We start from the raw sequence: 14,570 nt of genomic DNA, 5'->3' as shown, positions 1-14,570 counted from the left end.
ACGTATCCAACTCCTCTGTATCTCACAATCTATCATATCTGATTTTTCCAATCGGAATAAATAAAACATACTTTACTTATAAGATTTAATGTGTTAAATTTTATCAATATTAAGTACATATGTCAAAGGAACGTGATGCTTTTATGATTTCAGCTACTAATCTACATAAATCTTATGGGCAGACCCATGTGTTAAAAGGCATTGATTTCACCGTACAAGAAGGTGAAGTGGTCGCCATTATTGGACCGAGCGGATCAGGAAAAACCACCCTTCTCCGCAGCTTAAACAGCCTTGATATTCCAGACAAAGGAGAGCTGACAGTTGGTGAAGCCACGATTCAATTTGAACGATATCATAAAAAAGATCTGCTAAAACTCAGGCAGCAATCTTCCATGGTGTTTCAACATTATCACTTGTTTCAGAATAAACGAGCACTTGAAAATATTACAGAAGGATTGATCGTGTCTCAAAACATGTCTAAAAAAGAAGCAGAAAAGGTCGGAGAGCAATTTTTAACGCGGATTGGACTGCTTCATAAAAAGGATGCATTTCCGAGTGAATTATCCGGCGGTCAGCAGCAGCGAATTGGCATAGCCCGCGCTCTTGCGATGAACCCTTCAGTGCTTTTGTTTGATGAACCTACGTCGGCACTGGACCCAGAGATGGTAGGAGAAATTCTTGAAATGATCAAAGATATTGCGAGCCAAGGAATGACAATGGTCATTGTGACACATGAAATTTCTTTTGCAAAGGACGTGGCGGATACGGTGATCTTTATGGCAGATGGCGAAATCGTTGAAAAAGGCTCACCAGAAGACGTCCTGTTGAAACCACAGCATGAACGAACGAAACAATTTTTATCAAGGATTCATCGCGGAATGTGGCAAGGATCGGAGAAAGACAAATGAAGCAAAAGACAGCATTCATGATGTCCGGTGTCCTTCTGTTTCTCCTTTCTCTGATTGGCTGCAGCAGTGTGAAAACCACGACAGATGACGGCAGACAAATTGTGAAAGTCGCACTGAGTGCAGAGGTCAATCCACCCTTTTTAGCAACAAATGACCGAAACGAACCGATTGGCTATAACATTGATTATTTAAATGAAGTGGAAAAGAGGCTTCCCCACGTACATTTTGATTACATTTTTGGCGAGGAAGAATCCAATTTAATCGGTGTAGGCGCAGGGAAGTTTGAAATGGCGGCTAATTGGTTTTTTAGTAACCCTGAACGTGAAAAGCGGTTCCTTTACCCTAAGGTCCCGTATGGCTATTCGATGACAGGTTTAATTGTGAATGAATCAGACAAGAAGATTCGATCGCTTGATGATATGACATCTAAAAAACTGGCTCCTGTCAGTCCTAGCGGAGGCTTGCGTTCGATATTAAATCAATATAATAAAGAGCATGATCCGGATATTCCACTGACGACCATTGAAAGTCCTTCAAATGAACTCAACTTAAAACGTGTTGAAAGCGGACGGTCCGATGCAGCATTTATGAACATTTCAACCTTTGATACCATTCAAAAGCATTTGAACCTAAAGGTCAAAGTTGGCGGCATTGTGTCAAAGGAGCCTATCTATCTTGTCTTACAGCCAAGCGAGAAGCAGCTTGCAGCAGATTTGGACCGGATCACACAAGAAATGATTGATGATGGAACACTGCCTAAGCTTGCGAAAAAGTGGTTTGGTGTTGATTTCTTTCAAAATATTGATGACATCTCAGAGCAAGGGGATCAAAATGAAGAAAGGAAGGAAGCGTCATGACGTTTACAGCTGGAGATTGGCTGCGCATCTTTTTACAGGTGCTTGAACGCCTGCCACTCACTTTTCTCATTATTACGGTGTCATTGTTTTTTGCTATCATCATCGGGTTGCTATTTGCTTTCATTCGTATCAAGCAAATCCCAGTGCTGAAGCAATTGGCTGTTATCTATTTATCTTTTACACGAAGTACGCCTTTAATTGTTCAGTTGTTTTTGATTTATTTTGGACTGCCTCAGCTTTTACTTGTCGCAGGGATTCAAATCAATCATTGGGATCGTGTGTTATTTGTGATGATGACGTTTTCTTTACATACTGGCGCTTATTTATCTGAAGTCTTTCGCAGTGCGTATTCATCTGTTGGGAAGGACCAGCTGGAGGCCGCCTACATTGTTGGGATGACAGATACACAGGCCTTGATCAGGATTATTATCCCGCAGGCCTTTCTCATTGCACTGCCAAACCTCGGAAATTACACCATTGATCTCGTGAAAGACACAGCGATTGCCTTTACAATCGGACTTATTGATATCATGGGACAGGTGAAGATCATTTTAGGAAATAACTACGGGATCGGCATGTTTGAAGTGTACGCGATCATTGCGATTGTGTATTGGCTCATTTGCATGAGCATTGAACTGATCACCATGCTGCTTGAAAGGAAATTTGTAAAAGGCCGCACCAGCCTGTCACGTTAAGGAGGCGCTTTGATGCAAACCATTGATATTCAATTTGCGATTGACCAAGTACCTCATATTCTAAAAGGCGTTCCTTTTACTTTATTGATTGCACTCGTTTCCATGGCTGTGAGCCTTTTGATCGGATCTGTTTTTGCTTTCATTCGTCTCTTTCGCATTCCTGTACTCAGGCAGCTTGTGACACTCTATGTCTCCTTTTTTAGAGGAACGCCTCTTATTGTTCAGCTGTTCGCTTTCTTTTATGGACTCCCTTTTGTTCTAATCAAAGTGAGCGGTACATTCGGGCTGACCTTTCATCCAGATCTGGTCTCCCCATTAGCTGTTGCCCTCATTACCTTCAGCCTCCATTCAGCCGCCCATTTAACAGAGGTGGTTCGGAGTGCACTCCTTGCGGTAGACAAAGGGCAGCTTGAAGCGGCAAAAATTGTGGGTATGACGACGCGCCAGGCGATGATGCGCATTATTTTGCCGCAGGCCTTTGTGGTCGCCTTACCGAATCTAGGCAATCAGCTCATTCAGCTATTAAAAGCCACCTCTCTTTCGTTTACGATTGGAGTACTTGAAATCATGGGGATTTCCCGAATCATTGCGAATGACGGCTATCAGTTTTTAGAAACGTACCTCGTCTCTGCTTTGATCTATTGGCTGCTGAGCATTTTCTTTGAACTCGTTTTTGCCTTGTTAGAGAAACGTGTCAGCGTGTACGGAAGATCTCTCGGACGTTAAAAAAGCCGATCAGGCTCAAATACCTGACCGGCTTTTTTTATTCGCCTTTTTTCGGTGTGTTAAACAGTTCCTTTGGTGCGGGTTTTAGTTTTGGTGCGGAACCGAACACGACTGGTGCAGAAATATATCTGAATTCCCCTTTTCCATCCATGCTTCGGCCATATGCCCATCTGCCTTCCTTGCTTGCTTCTCCTCTTGAGAAGTTAAACAAATCGTAGGATACTTGCTGTTTTTCTAGTGAGCGCGGGAAGGTGGTTGGTACGACGACGTCCCCTTCTCGTTCTTCTAATTCTTTAATGGCCGCAAGCCACATATTTTGATGATATGTATCACGAGCAATAAGAAAAGAAAGCATATCCTTCACGCCGGGATCATCGGTCATTTCGTAGAGCCTTGTAACCTGAAGCCTCCCTTGTGATTCTGCATTTAAGTTGGCCCTAAAATCAGCCATTAAATTTCCACTTGCAATGATATACTTGGCATTCCACGGATACCCTTGACTATCTGCTGCCATAGCTCCTAAACCGGCAACAATTGCATGCTGAGGATTCATTCCACCCATGACAGCTGCAAGCGCTGGATCACTTTGATACGCCTGTTCTTGTTCTTTAACCGGTGCTTTATCTAGTAAACGCGCGATCATCGTCGCCAGCATTTCGACATGACCAATTTCCTCTGTCCCTATGTCAAACAATAAATCTCTGTATTTTTGATCTGCCCGGCAATTAAAGCCTTGAAATAAATATTGCATCATGACACTAATTTCTCCATATTGTCCGCCTAATACTTCTTGTAGCTTTTTCGCGTAAAGCGGATCAGGCTTGGAGGGCTTTGCTTCATATTGCAGTTCTTTGATGTGATAAAACATGATGTCATCTCCCTTATCAAAACATCTTTTCACTTATCACTATTCAACCACATGCCTCTTTATGAAAATGAGTAGAATATGTGCACAAAAAAAGAGAATGGCCTCTGCCATTCCCTTTGTCATCCTACTCAGCACTAACTAAAATTTTCACTTGATCTTTTTCATTGATTAATGCATGGAAACCATCCTCGATCACATCGTCCAGCTTGATTTTTTTCGTGACGAGCGTATCTGCAGAGAAATAGCCTTTTCTCATTAAGTTTAATACAGATGGGAATACGTCTCTGTAGCCGATAATTCCTTTGACTGTACGTTCTTTAATGACAATGTCATTTGGCAGAATTTCTGCGCCTTTTTCCCAAATGCTCACAATGACTGTTTCACCTGAAATTCTTGTTGATTGGATTGCTTGCTTCAATACTACAGGTACACCTGTCACTTCAAAAGAAACATCGACGCCACCGTTTGTACGGCTTGCGATTTCTTGAACAACATCTTCATATTGAGAAGGATCAACAATGATCGCTCCAAGCTCTTTAGCTTTTTCTTGGCGTTCTTTAGATAATTCTACTGCGTAAATATCAGTAGCACCAGCTGCTTTTAATGCTTCAATGACAAGTAAGCCAATTGGTCCGCAGCCAAACACAGCCGCTGTATCCCCAGCTTGTACTTTACTAGAACGAACAGCATATAAAGCAACTGCAGAAGGCTCTACAAGCGCACCTTGCTCATATGAGATTTCGTCTGGTAATAAATGAAGTAATTCTTCATCGACAGATACATATTCAGAGAATCCACCGCCGCCTCCGGCAAGTCCTAAAAAGCCCATGTTTTCATCTAAGTTGTAAGCACCTTGGTGTCCGTGAGTCGCAAAAATAGGCTCAACAACCACTCGGTCGCCTACTTTGTAATTGCTCACGCCTTCTCCTACTTCAACAACCTCACCAGAGAACTCGTGTCCCAGCGTAACGGGTGCTTTTTCTTTTGTAAGTGGATGAGGTTCATTCACTGGAATGAAAATCGGTCCTCCTAAATATTCATGTAAATCACTACCACAAATGCCGCACCATTTTACTTTTAGTTTCACTTTTCCTGGAGCAACTGTTGGTTCGTCAATTTCCTCTAGTCGAATGTCCTTTTGATCGTGCCAGCGTAGTGCTTTCATGTGTAAGACTCCTTTTCTCATCAATTTGATTAACTTACTTAAATAATCATAACATAATTTTTTTAATTTTCTAAGTAGGATGCACTATTTTTTTGACATTCAATGGACGAAAGATGACAAAACATAGTAATAAACAGACAAAAAGCATACATACACACCCGATGACAACGGAGGTTCGGATTGATAAAACATGTGCAAGTCCACCAGAGACCCCTGTCATCATCATCGTCAGAATGGCTTCAACCAAAGCATAAAAACTGGCTACCCTCCCCATGACCTCTACCGGGATATTCGTTTGATAGAAAGTCATAAAACCTGTGTTCGCAAATGCTAAGAAGAATGCTAGTATAAAAAAACCAACAGCGGCTACAAACAATGTGCTGGAAAAAGCATAAATGAGATAGCCACATGCAACAAACAAACTGCCAATCCCAAGCATGATCGAAACAGGCAGCCTCTCCACAATCACCGAATTGAGACCTGCGCCTGTGATGATGCCTGCCCCAGCTATACTGACAAGAAGACCATATTCTGTATCAGTCAGCAGCAGCACTTCTTTTGCAAAGGCTGTTTCAAGAGAGTCAATGGCAGTAGGAAGTACCGTGATGGCGGCACTAAACAACAAATACACCGCCATAATCTGGCGTGATGTCAAACTAAACCGAAGAACAAGCTTCGCATCCTCTTTTAACATTGAAAGGGAAAAGCCGTTTTGGCCAGCATCTTGTTTTAGCAAATTCGGTAAACACATCGTTAACAGAGCAGATATCAACAAGCAGATCGCATTTATATAAATTGAAAAAACAGGTGTACCGATTAAAAAAAGCAGACCTGCTGCTGCGGGTCCAAGTAAAAATCCACCCGATTGTAATAATGAGCGAATGGCATTAAACCGTTTTCGATTATCCGCCGGGATCAATCCTGTCATATATACCATCGAAGCTGGATGAAACATCGCTTGTGCCATTTGAATAAGAAACACCATCACATACAGGATCAGCAGATGTCCTGAAAATAACGCAAAGGGTACACATGCGATCAGGATAGCCCGGGTGATATCTAAGCTGATCATCACATTCCGCTGATTCAGCCTGTCAACCAAACTGCCAGACCAGCTGTTTGTCAAAAGAGCTGCAGCCGGTCTCAGCATATAGACGGCTGTTACAGCCAGCACAGAGCCCGTTTCTTGAAAAATGAGCAGATGGAGAGCAATCATATAAATCCATTCTCCTATGTTCGCAATTCCGATGGCTCCAAGCAGCAAACTCATATCCCGCCAATGTTTTTTCATAGCTGTTCCCCCTATTTGTCATAAAAAAATCCCGCCCCCAAGACATTTCTGTCTTGAGGACGGGATTTACTCCGCGTTGCCACCTCAGTTTATTCATCTGTTGCCAGATGAACCTTAGCAGGTCATCATGAACCCATCTCTGTAACGGGAGAATGTCGCTGCACCACCATCCGAAGGAATCCGGTGCAGAGCTAAGAGGCTTGGTTCCATCATGCTTCCCAGCTCCTTCTCAGCTTAACGGAGTTCTCTGTGCGGGACAGCTATGATGTACTCTTCTCTATTTGCGCTGTGTCTTTATTTCATCACGATCTTCAGCTGAATTGTTACATATTGTACTGCGCCTCGATCAAAGCGTCAATGTTTTTTTCAAGTTAATCAGCATAGATCATCTTTCTGGTCATGCCACCATCAACGACTAAATCTGTACCCGTCACAAATTGATTGTCTTCATCTGTTAAATAAAAGCAAGCCTTCACAATATCCTTTGGCGCCCCGACTCGATTGGAAAGATGCTGCTTGTGGTCGACCTCTCGAAGATTCTCCTCATCCTTCGTTTCAATCCATCCAGGGGAAATGCTATTCACCGTGATGTGATCCGGGCTAAAAGAAGCAGCCAAGGCATGAGTCAGTGCTGATATTCCGCCTTTTGATGCAGCATATGCTTCCGTATGAGGCTCTGACATGGTCGCGCGGGTGGATGAAATGTTCACAATAGAACCGCCTTTTGGATTCTCTTTTATATAACGTGCTGCTTCTCTTGCACATAGAAAAGTCCCTCTTAGGTTCGTATGTAACACACGATCCCACTCATCGACCGTTAATTCATAAGGCGATACTGTGCACATGACACCAGCATTATTGATGAGGATATCAATCGTTTTGCAGCGCTCCGCTGCAAACGACATTAAGTGTTGAATATCCTTCTCTTGTGTCACGTCCGTTTTTTTAAAATAAGCTTCTAACGATTCTTTTTTCAGCTCTTCCTCCAAACGCTTGCCCTTCTCTTCATCTATATCTGCAAGCACCACACGCGCTCCTCCTTTTGCATAGCCCCAGGCGATCGATTCACCAATTCCATTGGCTGCGCCTGTGATGACGACGGTTTTATTGTGAAAGTTCATCGTTTATTCAACCCTTTCTACATCAGATGTTGTCGTCTATCATACCATTTTGAGAAGTACGCATGAATAAAAAACCCCTCTATCGCAATTGAGAGCAATAGAGGGGTTTTTTAAACTAATAGAATGAAATGAAGAAAAGTAATTAATAGGATCGGATATTTTTCAAACCAATCACCATAAAAACAATCGTAAAAGCAGCTAAAACTGTTATGTCTAATAATAAGATTGAGTGATTGACAGTACCGCTCATGATCTCGCCAAAACCAGACATCATCCATGTTTGCGGTATAGCCAAAGAGATCTTCTTCATAATGTCTGGAACGATATCTAATGGCCAATAAATACCACCCAGCATGCATGATCCTACAATGATAATTGCACTAAATACTTCAGCTTGCTTTTTTGTATGAGATAAGATTGCAATCATAAAACCTAAACTCACAACAAGCCCTATAACAAATGATCCAAACACTAGAATAAGAATCAGGTTGCCTAAGTACACATGAAAGAACACAGATAAGACGGTCAAAAGAACACCCAGTTGTATCCATCCAAGGAGGAAATAAGCCATTAAATAGCCAAGCAGCACATATATTTTATGGATAGGACTCGAAAGCAATCTTTGCCATGTATAATCTTTATATTCCAAATGAATAGACGACACCGAGCTTGAGATCGCAAACATCATAAACATGATCGTAAAACCAAGTGGTATTAAATTTGGTTGCTGACTTGCTTGACTATCTAGATTGTCTTCATCCAATGAAATGGTGCCAGATTCGTTTAATTCTTTCAGTGCATTGATAAGAGAAACGCTATTCTGCTCTTTCACACCTTGATTGATCTGATAAATGATGGCCGCCGTCTCTTTTAAATAGGGAGCTAAGACCGCATATTCCTCTGTTTTCTTATAAACCGTCACATCAAAAATTTCTTTATTTTCTTTTAAATGGGATTTTAATTGATTCGTGACTGTAATAGACGCAACTGCCTTTTCATCGGATAATAATTCTTTTGCTTCACTTTTAGTCGCCTTTACCCAAAGAAATTTGGTGTTCTTTTCGAGAATCCGAAAAATTTCTTGATTCAGATTATCTTGACTAGGCTCTTGAATAAAAGCAACTGTAGGTTTCTTTTTATCAGATGCCGTACTTCCAAAAATAAAACTAAATACGATTGGCATAACAAATAAAAAAATAAGGGTCAAAGGGGACTTTAATGTTTCTTTTAGCTTTAAAGTAATAATGGCTGATATTTTATGCATAACGATGCTTCCTTTCAAAAGACATTCTGATTAAAGCAATGATGAAGAAAGCTAGTCCCATCCCGCAGCTAAGCAATAAACTGCTTTGAATTTCACTAAAATCAGCACCTGACATACTTTTCAAAAACATTTGGAGCGCAAGGGAATTAGGTAAGAAATAACTGATGTTGATCAACCATTGTGGAAATAAGTATAAGGGAATCATACTTCCACCTAAAGCAGCTAACACTTGAGTTCCTAAAATCCCAACACTGTTAAACGTTTTTTCTCTTTTGATAAAAGAACCAATCAGCACCCCGAAGCCCGCAGCATTAACTATAAAACTGCATCCTATCATGAAAACAGTAAAAGGCTCTCCCCAGTTCACCTTAAAGACAAAACTAGTAAATAAAATAATGATCGCAAGTTGAATCATACTCATCAAAAGAATACCCAATAACTTCCCAACGATGTAACTAGTATTGCTTAATTTTGATACAAGTAACCTTTTATAAACATCTTCCTCTTTTTCCTCTATCATACTGCCAACTAAGAAAACAACAGTCATTAATAAAAAAAGTACACCCATCCCGCCTGCGTAGTATTGGAAGGATGTAATCGGCTGGCTGTTGATATGAATATTCCTCTCGTTCACCAGTTCTTTTTTCAGTTGATCAGACACGATCTCCACTTCTTTACCTTGATTCAACGGTACCAGAATACGATTCATATGATAATTTTGAAAGAATTGCAAAACCACATTTTCTAGAACCATTTCTTGTAAGTTTGAATTAGGTCCTTTCAAGATATTCAATTGCACATGGTCATGATTCAATAAGCTTTTTTCAAAATCCGGCATGATGATTATACCCATTGTAATGTCTCTACTATTTAAATCTCTCTCTAGCTGATTTTTCGAGGTGACCTTCACATCAAATATGTCACTGAGTTCACTCTTAGACAATGTTGAAAGAAACATTTTACTTGTAGCGGACTTATCTTGATCTGTTATTCCTACTCGAAATGAATTGATCCTGATTTCACTATCTTTCTTCATGTTATCTCCAAATGCTGCACCTAATATAGCAATTAATATGATAGGCATAAAAAAAAGTGTAAAAAAGCTTTTTTTATCCCTAAAAAACAATAATAGATCTTTCAGTACAACCCAAATGCTCATATGCTCACCTCTAAACAGTCTAATCTCTCAAATTTTTACTAGTTAAATACAAAAAGACATTTTCTAAATTTGGTTCTACAATTTCTGCTGAGATAATTTGAATATTTAATGCGGTCACACCTTGAATGAGATGACTTAATAACTGCTGAGGGTGTTGATCAAATATTTTCATTTGATTTCCTTGAACCACGATTTCCTTTAAAGGGTCGACTTCATGTATGAATTGACGCACCCGGTCTATATCATTTTGTCCATGTTCACATTTTATGGTCAAAACAATTTCTCTTTGATTTCCGACAAGCTCACTTAATTCATGCTGATCCCCTAAAGCGATGATAGACCCATGATCCATAATGGCCATTCTTTCACATAAAAATTCGACTTCTTCCATGTAATGACTAGTATATATAATGGTCATTCCTTCTCCATTTAATGTCTTAACTGTTTCTAATATATGATTTCTAGATTGGGGATCTATGCCTACAGTAGGCTCATCCATGATTAATAGTTTCGGTTGATGCAATATCGCGCAACCGATATTCACTCTTCTTTTCATTCCTCCAGAGAATACTTTCACTTGATCATTCGCTCTATCTTCAAGACCAATTAGCTCAAGTGTTTCTTGTACTCTGCTTTTTAACTCTTTTCCTTTGAGTCCGTACATTCTCCCCCAAAATATTAAATTTTCTTTTGCTGTCAAATGTAAATATAAAGCGATCTCTTGCGGAACAATTCCTATCATTTCCTGCGCTTTTTTTGTTTCTTTTTTTAAATCTATACCTTCAATCATTATGGTGCCGCTTGTGGCATGGATCAGCCCTGACAAGATGCCAATCAATGTTGATTTCCCTGCACCATTCGGACCTAATAATCCAAATGATTCTCCTTTTTTTAAGTGAAAGTTTATCCCTTTTAATACCTGTTTATCTTCATAATTTTTCTTGATGTCGTGTACGTTTAGCAATCAATACCTCTCCCCTATTTTCTTCTTATTGAAGCCTGTATTTTACCTCTTCCTAGTCATTTAATATCAAATAAATTATCTGGTATGGTCTTCAACTATAGAATAATTTTTCCAATTTATATATTTTAACATGAGATGCATTACAGGAGAATAGTACAGGTCATTTTAAAATAGAACATAAAAAAACTTACAGGAATCCTCCTGTAAGTTTTTTCGATTAATTTCATTGAATCATTATTTAGAAATCATCCCATGCGGGTCAATCACAAATTTCTTCGCCACACCCGAATCAAAGTCGCTGTATCCTTGAGGAGCTTGATCAAGGTTAATGACGGTCGCATTTACCGCTTTGGCGATTTGTGCTCTTCCGCTTAAAATGGATTTCATTAGACTGCGGTGATATTGCATGACAGGGGTTTGACCTGTCACAAAGGTATGGGCTTTTGCCCAGCCAAGTCCAATTCGCACTTTCAGAGAACCAACTTTTGCATCAGCATCCACGGCACCTGGGTCTTCTGTGACGTAAAGCCCTGGGATTCCGAGCTTACCGCCAACTTTGGTAATATCCATAATTGTATTTAGAACGGTTGCAGGTGCTTCTCCTTGATCTCCATGACCTGAAGCTTCAAAGCCGACACAATCGACGGCACAGTCAACTTCTGGCTCTCCTAAGATATTCGTGATTTGTTCGCCGATTCGATCATGTTTTCGTAAATTGATCGTCTCACAGCCAAAGCTTCTGGCCTGCTCCAGCCTTTGTTCATTCAAATCACCGACAATTACCGCAGAGGCGCCAAGGAGCTGAGCGGAATGTGCTGCGGCAAGACCTACTGGCCCGGCACCAGCAATATATACAGTCGAACCAGGCTTTACTCCAGCCGTATAAACACCGTGAAAACCTGTCGGGAAAATATCGGAAAGCATCGTCAGATCAAGTATTTTCTCCATCGCTTGATCTTTGTCTGGAAATTTGAGCAGCTGAAAATCTGCATATGGGACCATGACGTACTCGGATTGGCCGCCAACCCATCCGCCCATATCGACGTATCCATAGGCAGAGCCTGGACGGTCCGGGTTTACATTTAAGCACACATGAGTTTTTTGTTCCTTGCACATGACGCAGCGTCCACAAGCAATATTAAATGGAACGGACACAAGGTCTCCTTTTTGAATAAACTCCACATCTCGTCCAACCTCAACGACTTCACCTGTAATTTCATGACCAAGGACTAGTCCTGCAGGCGCAGTGGTACGCCCTCTCACCATGTGCTGGTCACTTCCGCAAATATTCGTCGTCACTACTTTTAAAATGACGCCATGCTCACATTTGCGCCCCACATTGGCTTTCGGTACACCCGGGCCATCTCTTAAAATCAAATCAGGGTATCCAATATCCTCAACTGCTACATTTCCTGCTCCTTTATAAACGACACCTTTGTTTCCCGACATGTTTTCATTCCTCCCTTTTTGTTTAAAAATGAAGTCTCTACAATTTTCTCTATTTATGAAGCAATTCCCTGCTTCAAATGGCACAATGGATGAAAAAAAAAGCGAAGAATGTCTATCACGGAGAGAAAAATGTATCTTCCAGTCAAATAAAAAAGAAAATATTGAAAAAAAAGCTAAACTTTTGAAGAACGGTGTCGATATAAGAAATAAGCCAGACAGGTATCCTTAATCGACAAACAAATTCCTTATATATACTATCATTCCTTACACACCTGGCTGGCGCCTACATAACATTGAAAAGACTCTTCTGATGAAGAGTCTTTTTTAACTTTGCGTCCCATCAATCACGGATACAATTGTAAGCAAAGAGGCTCCTCTGACGAAGAGCCTCTTTTTAAACGCTTGTTCATTACCTGGGAAATATTTTCATCATTTTAAAGCTTTGATACAGATGTATGTATCATAGTGATAAACCGAAACTTCTCTAAAGTGATACGCTGAAAATAGGCGGCTGATCTCTTGTTCACTATACGATGAAAAAGATTGTGACCGTTTTTGTTCCTTCATCAGTTCCTGCTGTTGGAAAGATAAGAATACTTCTCCATCCACTTGAAGGACGCGGTACACTTCCTTCATGACCTGTTCAATATCCTTCAAGTAATAGATGGTCTGTACCGTAAATAATTTATTGAAGGATCTGTCTTCAAAAGGTAAATGCTCAGCTTTACCAAGAGTCACGACGGCTTTATCCTGTTCTACAAGCTTCTTATGTTTTCTTTTTGCATATTTGATCATATGACGAGAGGCATCCACTCCATATACTTTACCGCGATCAAGTTTTTCTGCTACCTTCGATAATGTCATGCCTCTTCCAGTTCCGATTTCTAAAATCCGGTCGTTTTCTTGTATATTTAAGAGTTGAATCGTCCATTCATTGATATTATGATGATTTTTTTCCATATAGCGGGCAACCCATTTTGAGAACAAGCCTTTTGGTTCCCTCATTTGTTTTCCAATCCAGCTTTGAATCAATGTTAACACCTGCTTTGCACCAGTAAATAAAACTATTTACGAATTTTCTTACTTTTCATATCGGCTCTCGCCTAACAAAGTTTAAGACCTAGTCCTAATTAGTTGTCATTGATTAGACGGCACCTTTTCAGAAAATGTTTCGCAGAACTTTAAAAAATTTTGATCTGAATAGGCGTTTTCATTAATTGTGCTCAGATTGATTTCGTTTTCTGCATGAGCTGCATATTTTATGAATGTATCTTGATTAGATAAAGGTGGTGCTAGATTATGGGCTTTGGTGGCGGTTATTCTGGAGACTGCGGTGGTTACGGTGGCGGTTTTGCAGGCGGATTCGCATTGCTTGTTGTACTGTTCATTTTGTTGATCATCATCGGTGCAAGCTGGATTTACTAATGTAAAAGGAGCAGGAAACGTATTGTTTCCTGCTCCTTTTCTTTAATACCAATAAGTTGGATAATTGTAATTGTACATATAGCGTCTAAGCATTTCTTGTTGCTCTCTTTGCATTCGGTATGGATTGCCGTACCCGTGCTTTAAGGAATGCGGAATGGACGTATACCCGTGCCCCACTGACGGAAACCTCATATATGGTGACATCGACATTCATTGATCACCTCACAATCTCCTTTTACGGATATCATATGTGCAGGTGATCAATGTGGAGCGTGTCTAAACCTGGTCCTTCTCCCTAGTATAACAATCAAGCATTGCAAGCATCATAAACATGTCAATCTCCTCCTTTTCCAATTTTTCTTTTCCTGTTTTAGTTCATATACTTTAGTTGTTTCTGCTTCATTTCTTCATAAAATGTTTCGACTTGTTGTTCATAAAGAACGGTCTCAATGTCTTTGTATTTACGCTGAATCGTCAATGTAATAAAGAATAAATGGATTGTCATATACGCTCACCTCCCTTCAGTTCGCAGCATGCGAAATAGCCCGCAGATCTTCTTTATCAGTTGACCTGCGGGCACACAAAAATGCAGATCAAAAGACAATGTCTTCCAACCTGCAATGGATGATGCGTGAAATCCTCGTTTACTTAAACAGTTTTGAAGCGTGCACCGTATAA

Annotated in this window: 16 protein-coding genes; 5 read left to right on the top strand and 11 right to left on the bottom strand. The window is 40.3% G+C overall.

Annotated features, from left to right (window positions below):
• Positions 1–143 precede the first annotated feature (143 nt).
• The 4 genes from C6347_RS15575 to C6347_RS15560 are packed head-to-tail and all read left to right on the top strand — an operon-like array spanning position 144 to position 3,186.
• Positions 144–908, top strand: coding sequence for an amino acid ABC transporter ATP-binding protein (locus tag C6347_RS15575; RefSeq protein ID WP_066030622.1), 765 nt, complete (start codon positions 144–146; stop codon positions 906–908).
• Complete coding sequence (locus tag C6347_RS15570; protein ID WP_106036901.1) at positions 905–1,765, top strand: amino acid ABC transporter substrate-binding protein; 861 nt, start codon at positions 905–907, stop codon at positions 1,763–1,765. The genes C6347_RS15575 and C6347_RS15570 overlap by 4 nt, the downstream gene beginning before the upstream one ends.
• Positions 1,762–2,460, top strand: a complete 699-nt coding sequence (locus tag C6347_RS15565; protein WP_095285488.1) for an amino acid ABC transporter permease — start codon at positions 1,762–1,764, stop codon at positions 2,458–2,460. The genes C6347_RS15570 and C6347_RS15565 overlap by 4 nt, the downstream gene beginning before the upstream one ends.
• 12 nt (positions 2,461–2,472) lie before the next feature.
• A complete protein-coding gene (locus C6347_RS15560; RefSeq protein WP_106036902.1) occupies positions 2,473–3,186 on the top strand; it encodes an amino acid ABC transporter permease in 714 nt (237 codons plus the stop codon).
• 37 nt (positions 3,187–3,223) lie between these two features.
• Here the strand turns inward: C6347_RS15560 and C6347_RS15555 are convergent, their stop codons facing one another.
• From C6347_RS15555 to C6347_RS15515, 9 genes are all read right to left on the bottom strand, one after another.
• On the bottom strand, positions 3,224–4,054 hold the full coding sequence (locus C6347_RS15555; protein WP_066030618.1) for a manganese catalase: 831 nt from the start codon (positions 4,052–4,054) through the stop codon (positions 3,224–3,226).
• A 124-nt stretch (positions 4,055–4,178) separates the two neighbouring features.
• Positions 4,179–5,219 (bottom strand): 2,3-butanediol dehydrogenase, encoded by a 1,041-nt coding sequence (locus C6347_RS15550; RefSeq protein ID WP_034661461.1) that lies wholly within the window; start codon positions 5,217–5,219, stop codon positions 4,179–4,181.
• Positions 5,220–5,289: 70 nt separating this feature from the next.
• Positions 5,290–6,510: an MFS transporter gene (locus C6347_RS15545; RefSeq protein WP_106036903.1), complete on the bottom strand. Its 1,221-nt coding sequence runs from the start codon at positions 6,508–6,510 to the stop codon at positions 5,290–5,292.
• Positions 6,511–6,881: 371 nt separating this feature from the next.
• A complete protein-coding gene (locus C6347_RS15540; protein WP_106039726.1) occupies positions 6,882–7,631 on the bottom strand; it encodes an SDR family oxidoreductase in 750 nt (249 codons plus the stop codon).
• 142 nt (positions 7,632–7,773) lie between these two features.
• Complete coding sequence (locus C6347_RS15535; RefSeq protein WP_106036905.1) at positions 7,774–8,895, bottom strand: ABC transporter permease; 1,122 nt, start codon at positions 8,893–8,895, stop codon at positions 7,774–7,776.
• A complete protein-coding gene (locus C6347_RS15530; RefSeq protein ID WP_106036906.1) occupies positions 8,888–10,054 on the bottom strand; it encodes an ABC transporter permease in 1,167 nt (388 codons plus the stop codon). The genes C6347_RS15535 and C6347_RS15530 overlap by 8 nt, the downstream gene beginning before the upstream one ends.
• A 19-nt stretch (positions 10,055–10,073) precedes the next feature.
• Entirely contained in the window at positions 10,074–11,018 is a 945-nt protein-coding gene (locus C6347_RS15525) for an ABC transporter ATP-binding protein (protein ID WP_106036907.1), read from the bottom strand.
• A 234-nt stretch (positions 11,019–11,252) separates the two neighbouring features.
• Positions 11,253–12,467, bottom strand: coding sequence for a formaldehyde dehydrogenase, glutathione-independent (gene fdhA, locus C6347_RS15520; RefSeq protein WP_106036908.1), 1,215 nt, complete (start codon positions 12,465–12,467; stop codon positions 11,253–11,255).
• A gap of 429 nt (positions 12,468–12,896) precedes the next feature.
• Positions 12,897–13,499: a class I SAM-dependent methyltransferase gene (locus C6347_RS15515; protein WP_065098495.1), complete on the bottom strand. Its 603-nt coding sequence runs from the start codon at positions 13,497–13,499 to the stop codon at positions 12,897–12,899.
• Between the two features lie 267 nt (positions 13,500–13,766).
• Between C6347_RS15515 and C6347_RS19665 the strand changes: the two genes are divergently transcribed.
• The gene (locus tag C6347_RS19665; protein ID WP_080869492.1) at positions 13,767–13,892 is read left to right on the top strand and encodes a YjcZ family sporulation protein; all 126 of its coding nucleotides are present in this window, start codon (positions 13,767–13,769) and stop codon (positions 13,890–13,892) included.
• 42 nt (positions 13,893–13,934) lie between these two features.
• Here C6347_RS19665 and C6347_RS19285 read toward each other — a convergent pair whose 3' ends face one another.
• Together C6347_RS19285 and C6347_RS15505 are read right to left on the bottom strand one after the other, a co-directional pair.
• The gene (locus C6347_RS19285; protein ID WP_212040727.1) at positions 13,935–14,096 is read right to left on the bottom strand and encodes a hypothetical protein; all 162 of its coding nucleotides are present in this window, start codon (positions 14,094–14,096) and stop codon (positions 13,935–13,937) included.
• 166 nt (positions 14,097–14,262) lie between these two features.
• A complete protein-coding gene (locus C6347_RS15505) occupies positions 14,263–14,397 on the bottom strand; it encodes a YrzI family small protein (RefSeq protein ID WP_008342648.1) in 135 nt (44 codons plus the stop codon).
• Between the last annotated feature and the right edge of the window lie 173 nt (positions 14,398–14,570).

The organism is Bacillus sp. NMTD17 (assembly GCF_002998735.1).
Taxonomy (GTDB): Bacteria; Bacillota; Bacilli; order Bacillales; family Bacillaceae; genus Bacillus.
Note: the sequence above shows the minus strand (reverse complement) of the source record. Positions and strands in the feature narration are given on the sequence as shown.

Excerpts from the sequence above, each read along its gene's own strand:
- fdhA (WP_106036908.1), bottom strand. The coding sequence starts at position 12,467 with ATGTCGGGAAACAAAGGTGTCGTTTATAAAGGAGCAGGAAATGTAGCA.
- C6347_RS15540 (WP_106039726.1), bottom strand. The coding sequence starts at position 7,631 with ATGAACTTTCACAATAAAACCGTCGTCATCACAGGCGCAGCCAATGGA.
- C6347_RS19665 (WP_080869492.1), top strand. The coding sequence starts at position 13,767 with ATGGGCTTTGGTGGCGGTTATTCTGGAGACTGCGGTGGTTACGGTGGC.
- C6347_RS15550 (WP_034661461.1), bottom strand. The coding sequence starts at position 5,219 with ATGAAAGCACTACGCTGGCACGATCAAAAGGACATTCGACTAGAGGAA.
- C6347_RS15565 (WP_095285488.1), top strand. The coding sequence starts at position 1,762 with ATGACGTTTACAGCTGGAGATTGGCTGCGCATCTTTTTACAGGTGCTT.
- C6347_RS15535 (WP_106036905.1), bottom strand. The coding sequence starts at position 8,895 with ATGCATAAAATATCAGCCATTATTACTTTAAAGCTAAAAGAAACATTA.
- C6347_RS15570 (WP_106036901.1), top strand. The coding sequence starts at position 905 with ATGAAGCAAAAGACAGCATTCATGATGTCCGGTGTCCTTCTGTTTCTC.
- C6347_RS15555 (WP_066030618.1), bottom strand. The coding sequence starts at position 4,054 with ATGTTTTATCACATCAAAGAACTGCAATATGAAGCAAAGCCCTCCAAG.
- C6347_RS15545 (WP_106036903.1), bottom strand. The coding sequence starts at position 6,510 with ATGAAAAAACATTGGCGGGATATGAGTTTGCTGCTTGGAGCCATCGGA.
- C6347_RS19285 (WP_212040727.1), bottom strand. The coding sequence starts at position 14,096 with ATGTCACCATATATGAGGTTTCCGTCAGTGGGGCACGGGTATACGTCC.
- C6347_RS15560 (WP_106036902.1), top strand. The coding sequence starts at position 2,473 with ATGCAAACCATTGATATTCAATTTGCGATTGACCAAGTACCTCATATT.
- C6347_RS15575 (WP_066030622.1), top strand. The coding sequence starts at position 144 with ATGATTTCAGCTACTAATCTACATAAATCTTATGGGCAGACCCATGTG.
- C6347_RS15530 (WP_106036906.1), bottom strand. The coding sequence starts at position 10,054 with ATGAGCATTTGGGTTGTACTGAAAGATCTATTATTGTTTTTTAGGGAT.
- C6347_RS15505 (WP_008342648.1), bottom strand. The coding sequence starts at position 14,397 with ATGACAATCCATTTATTCTTTATTACATTGACGATTCAGCGTAAATAC.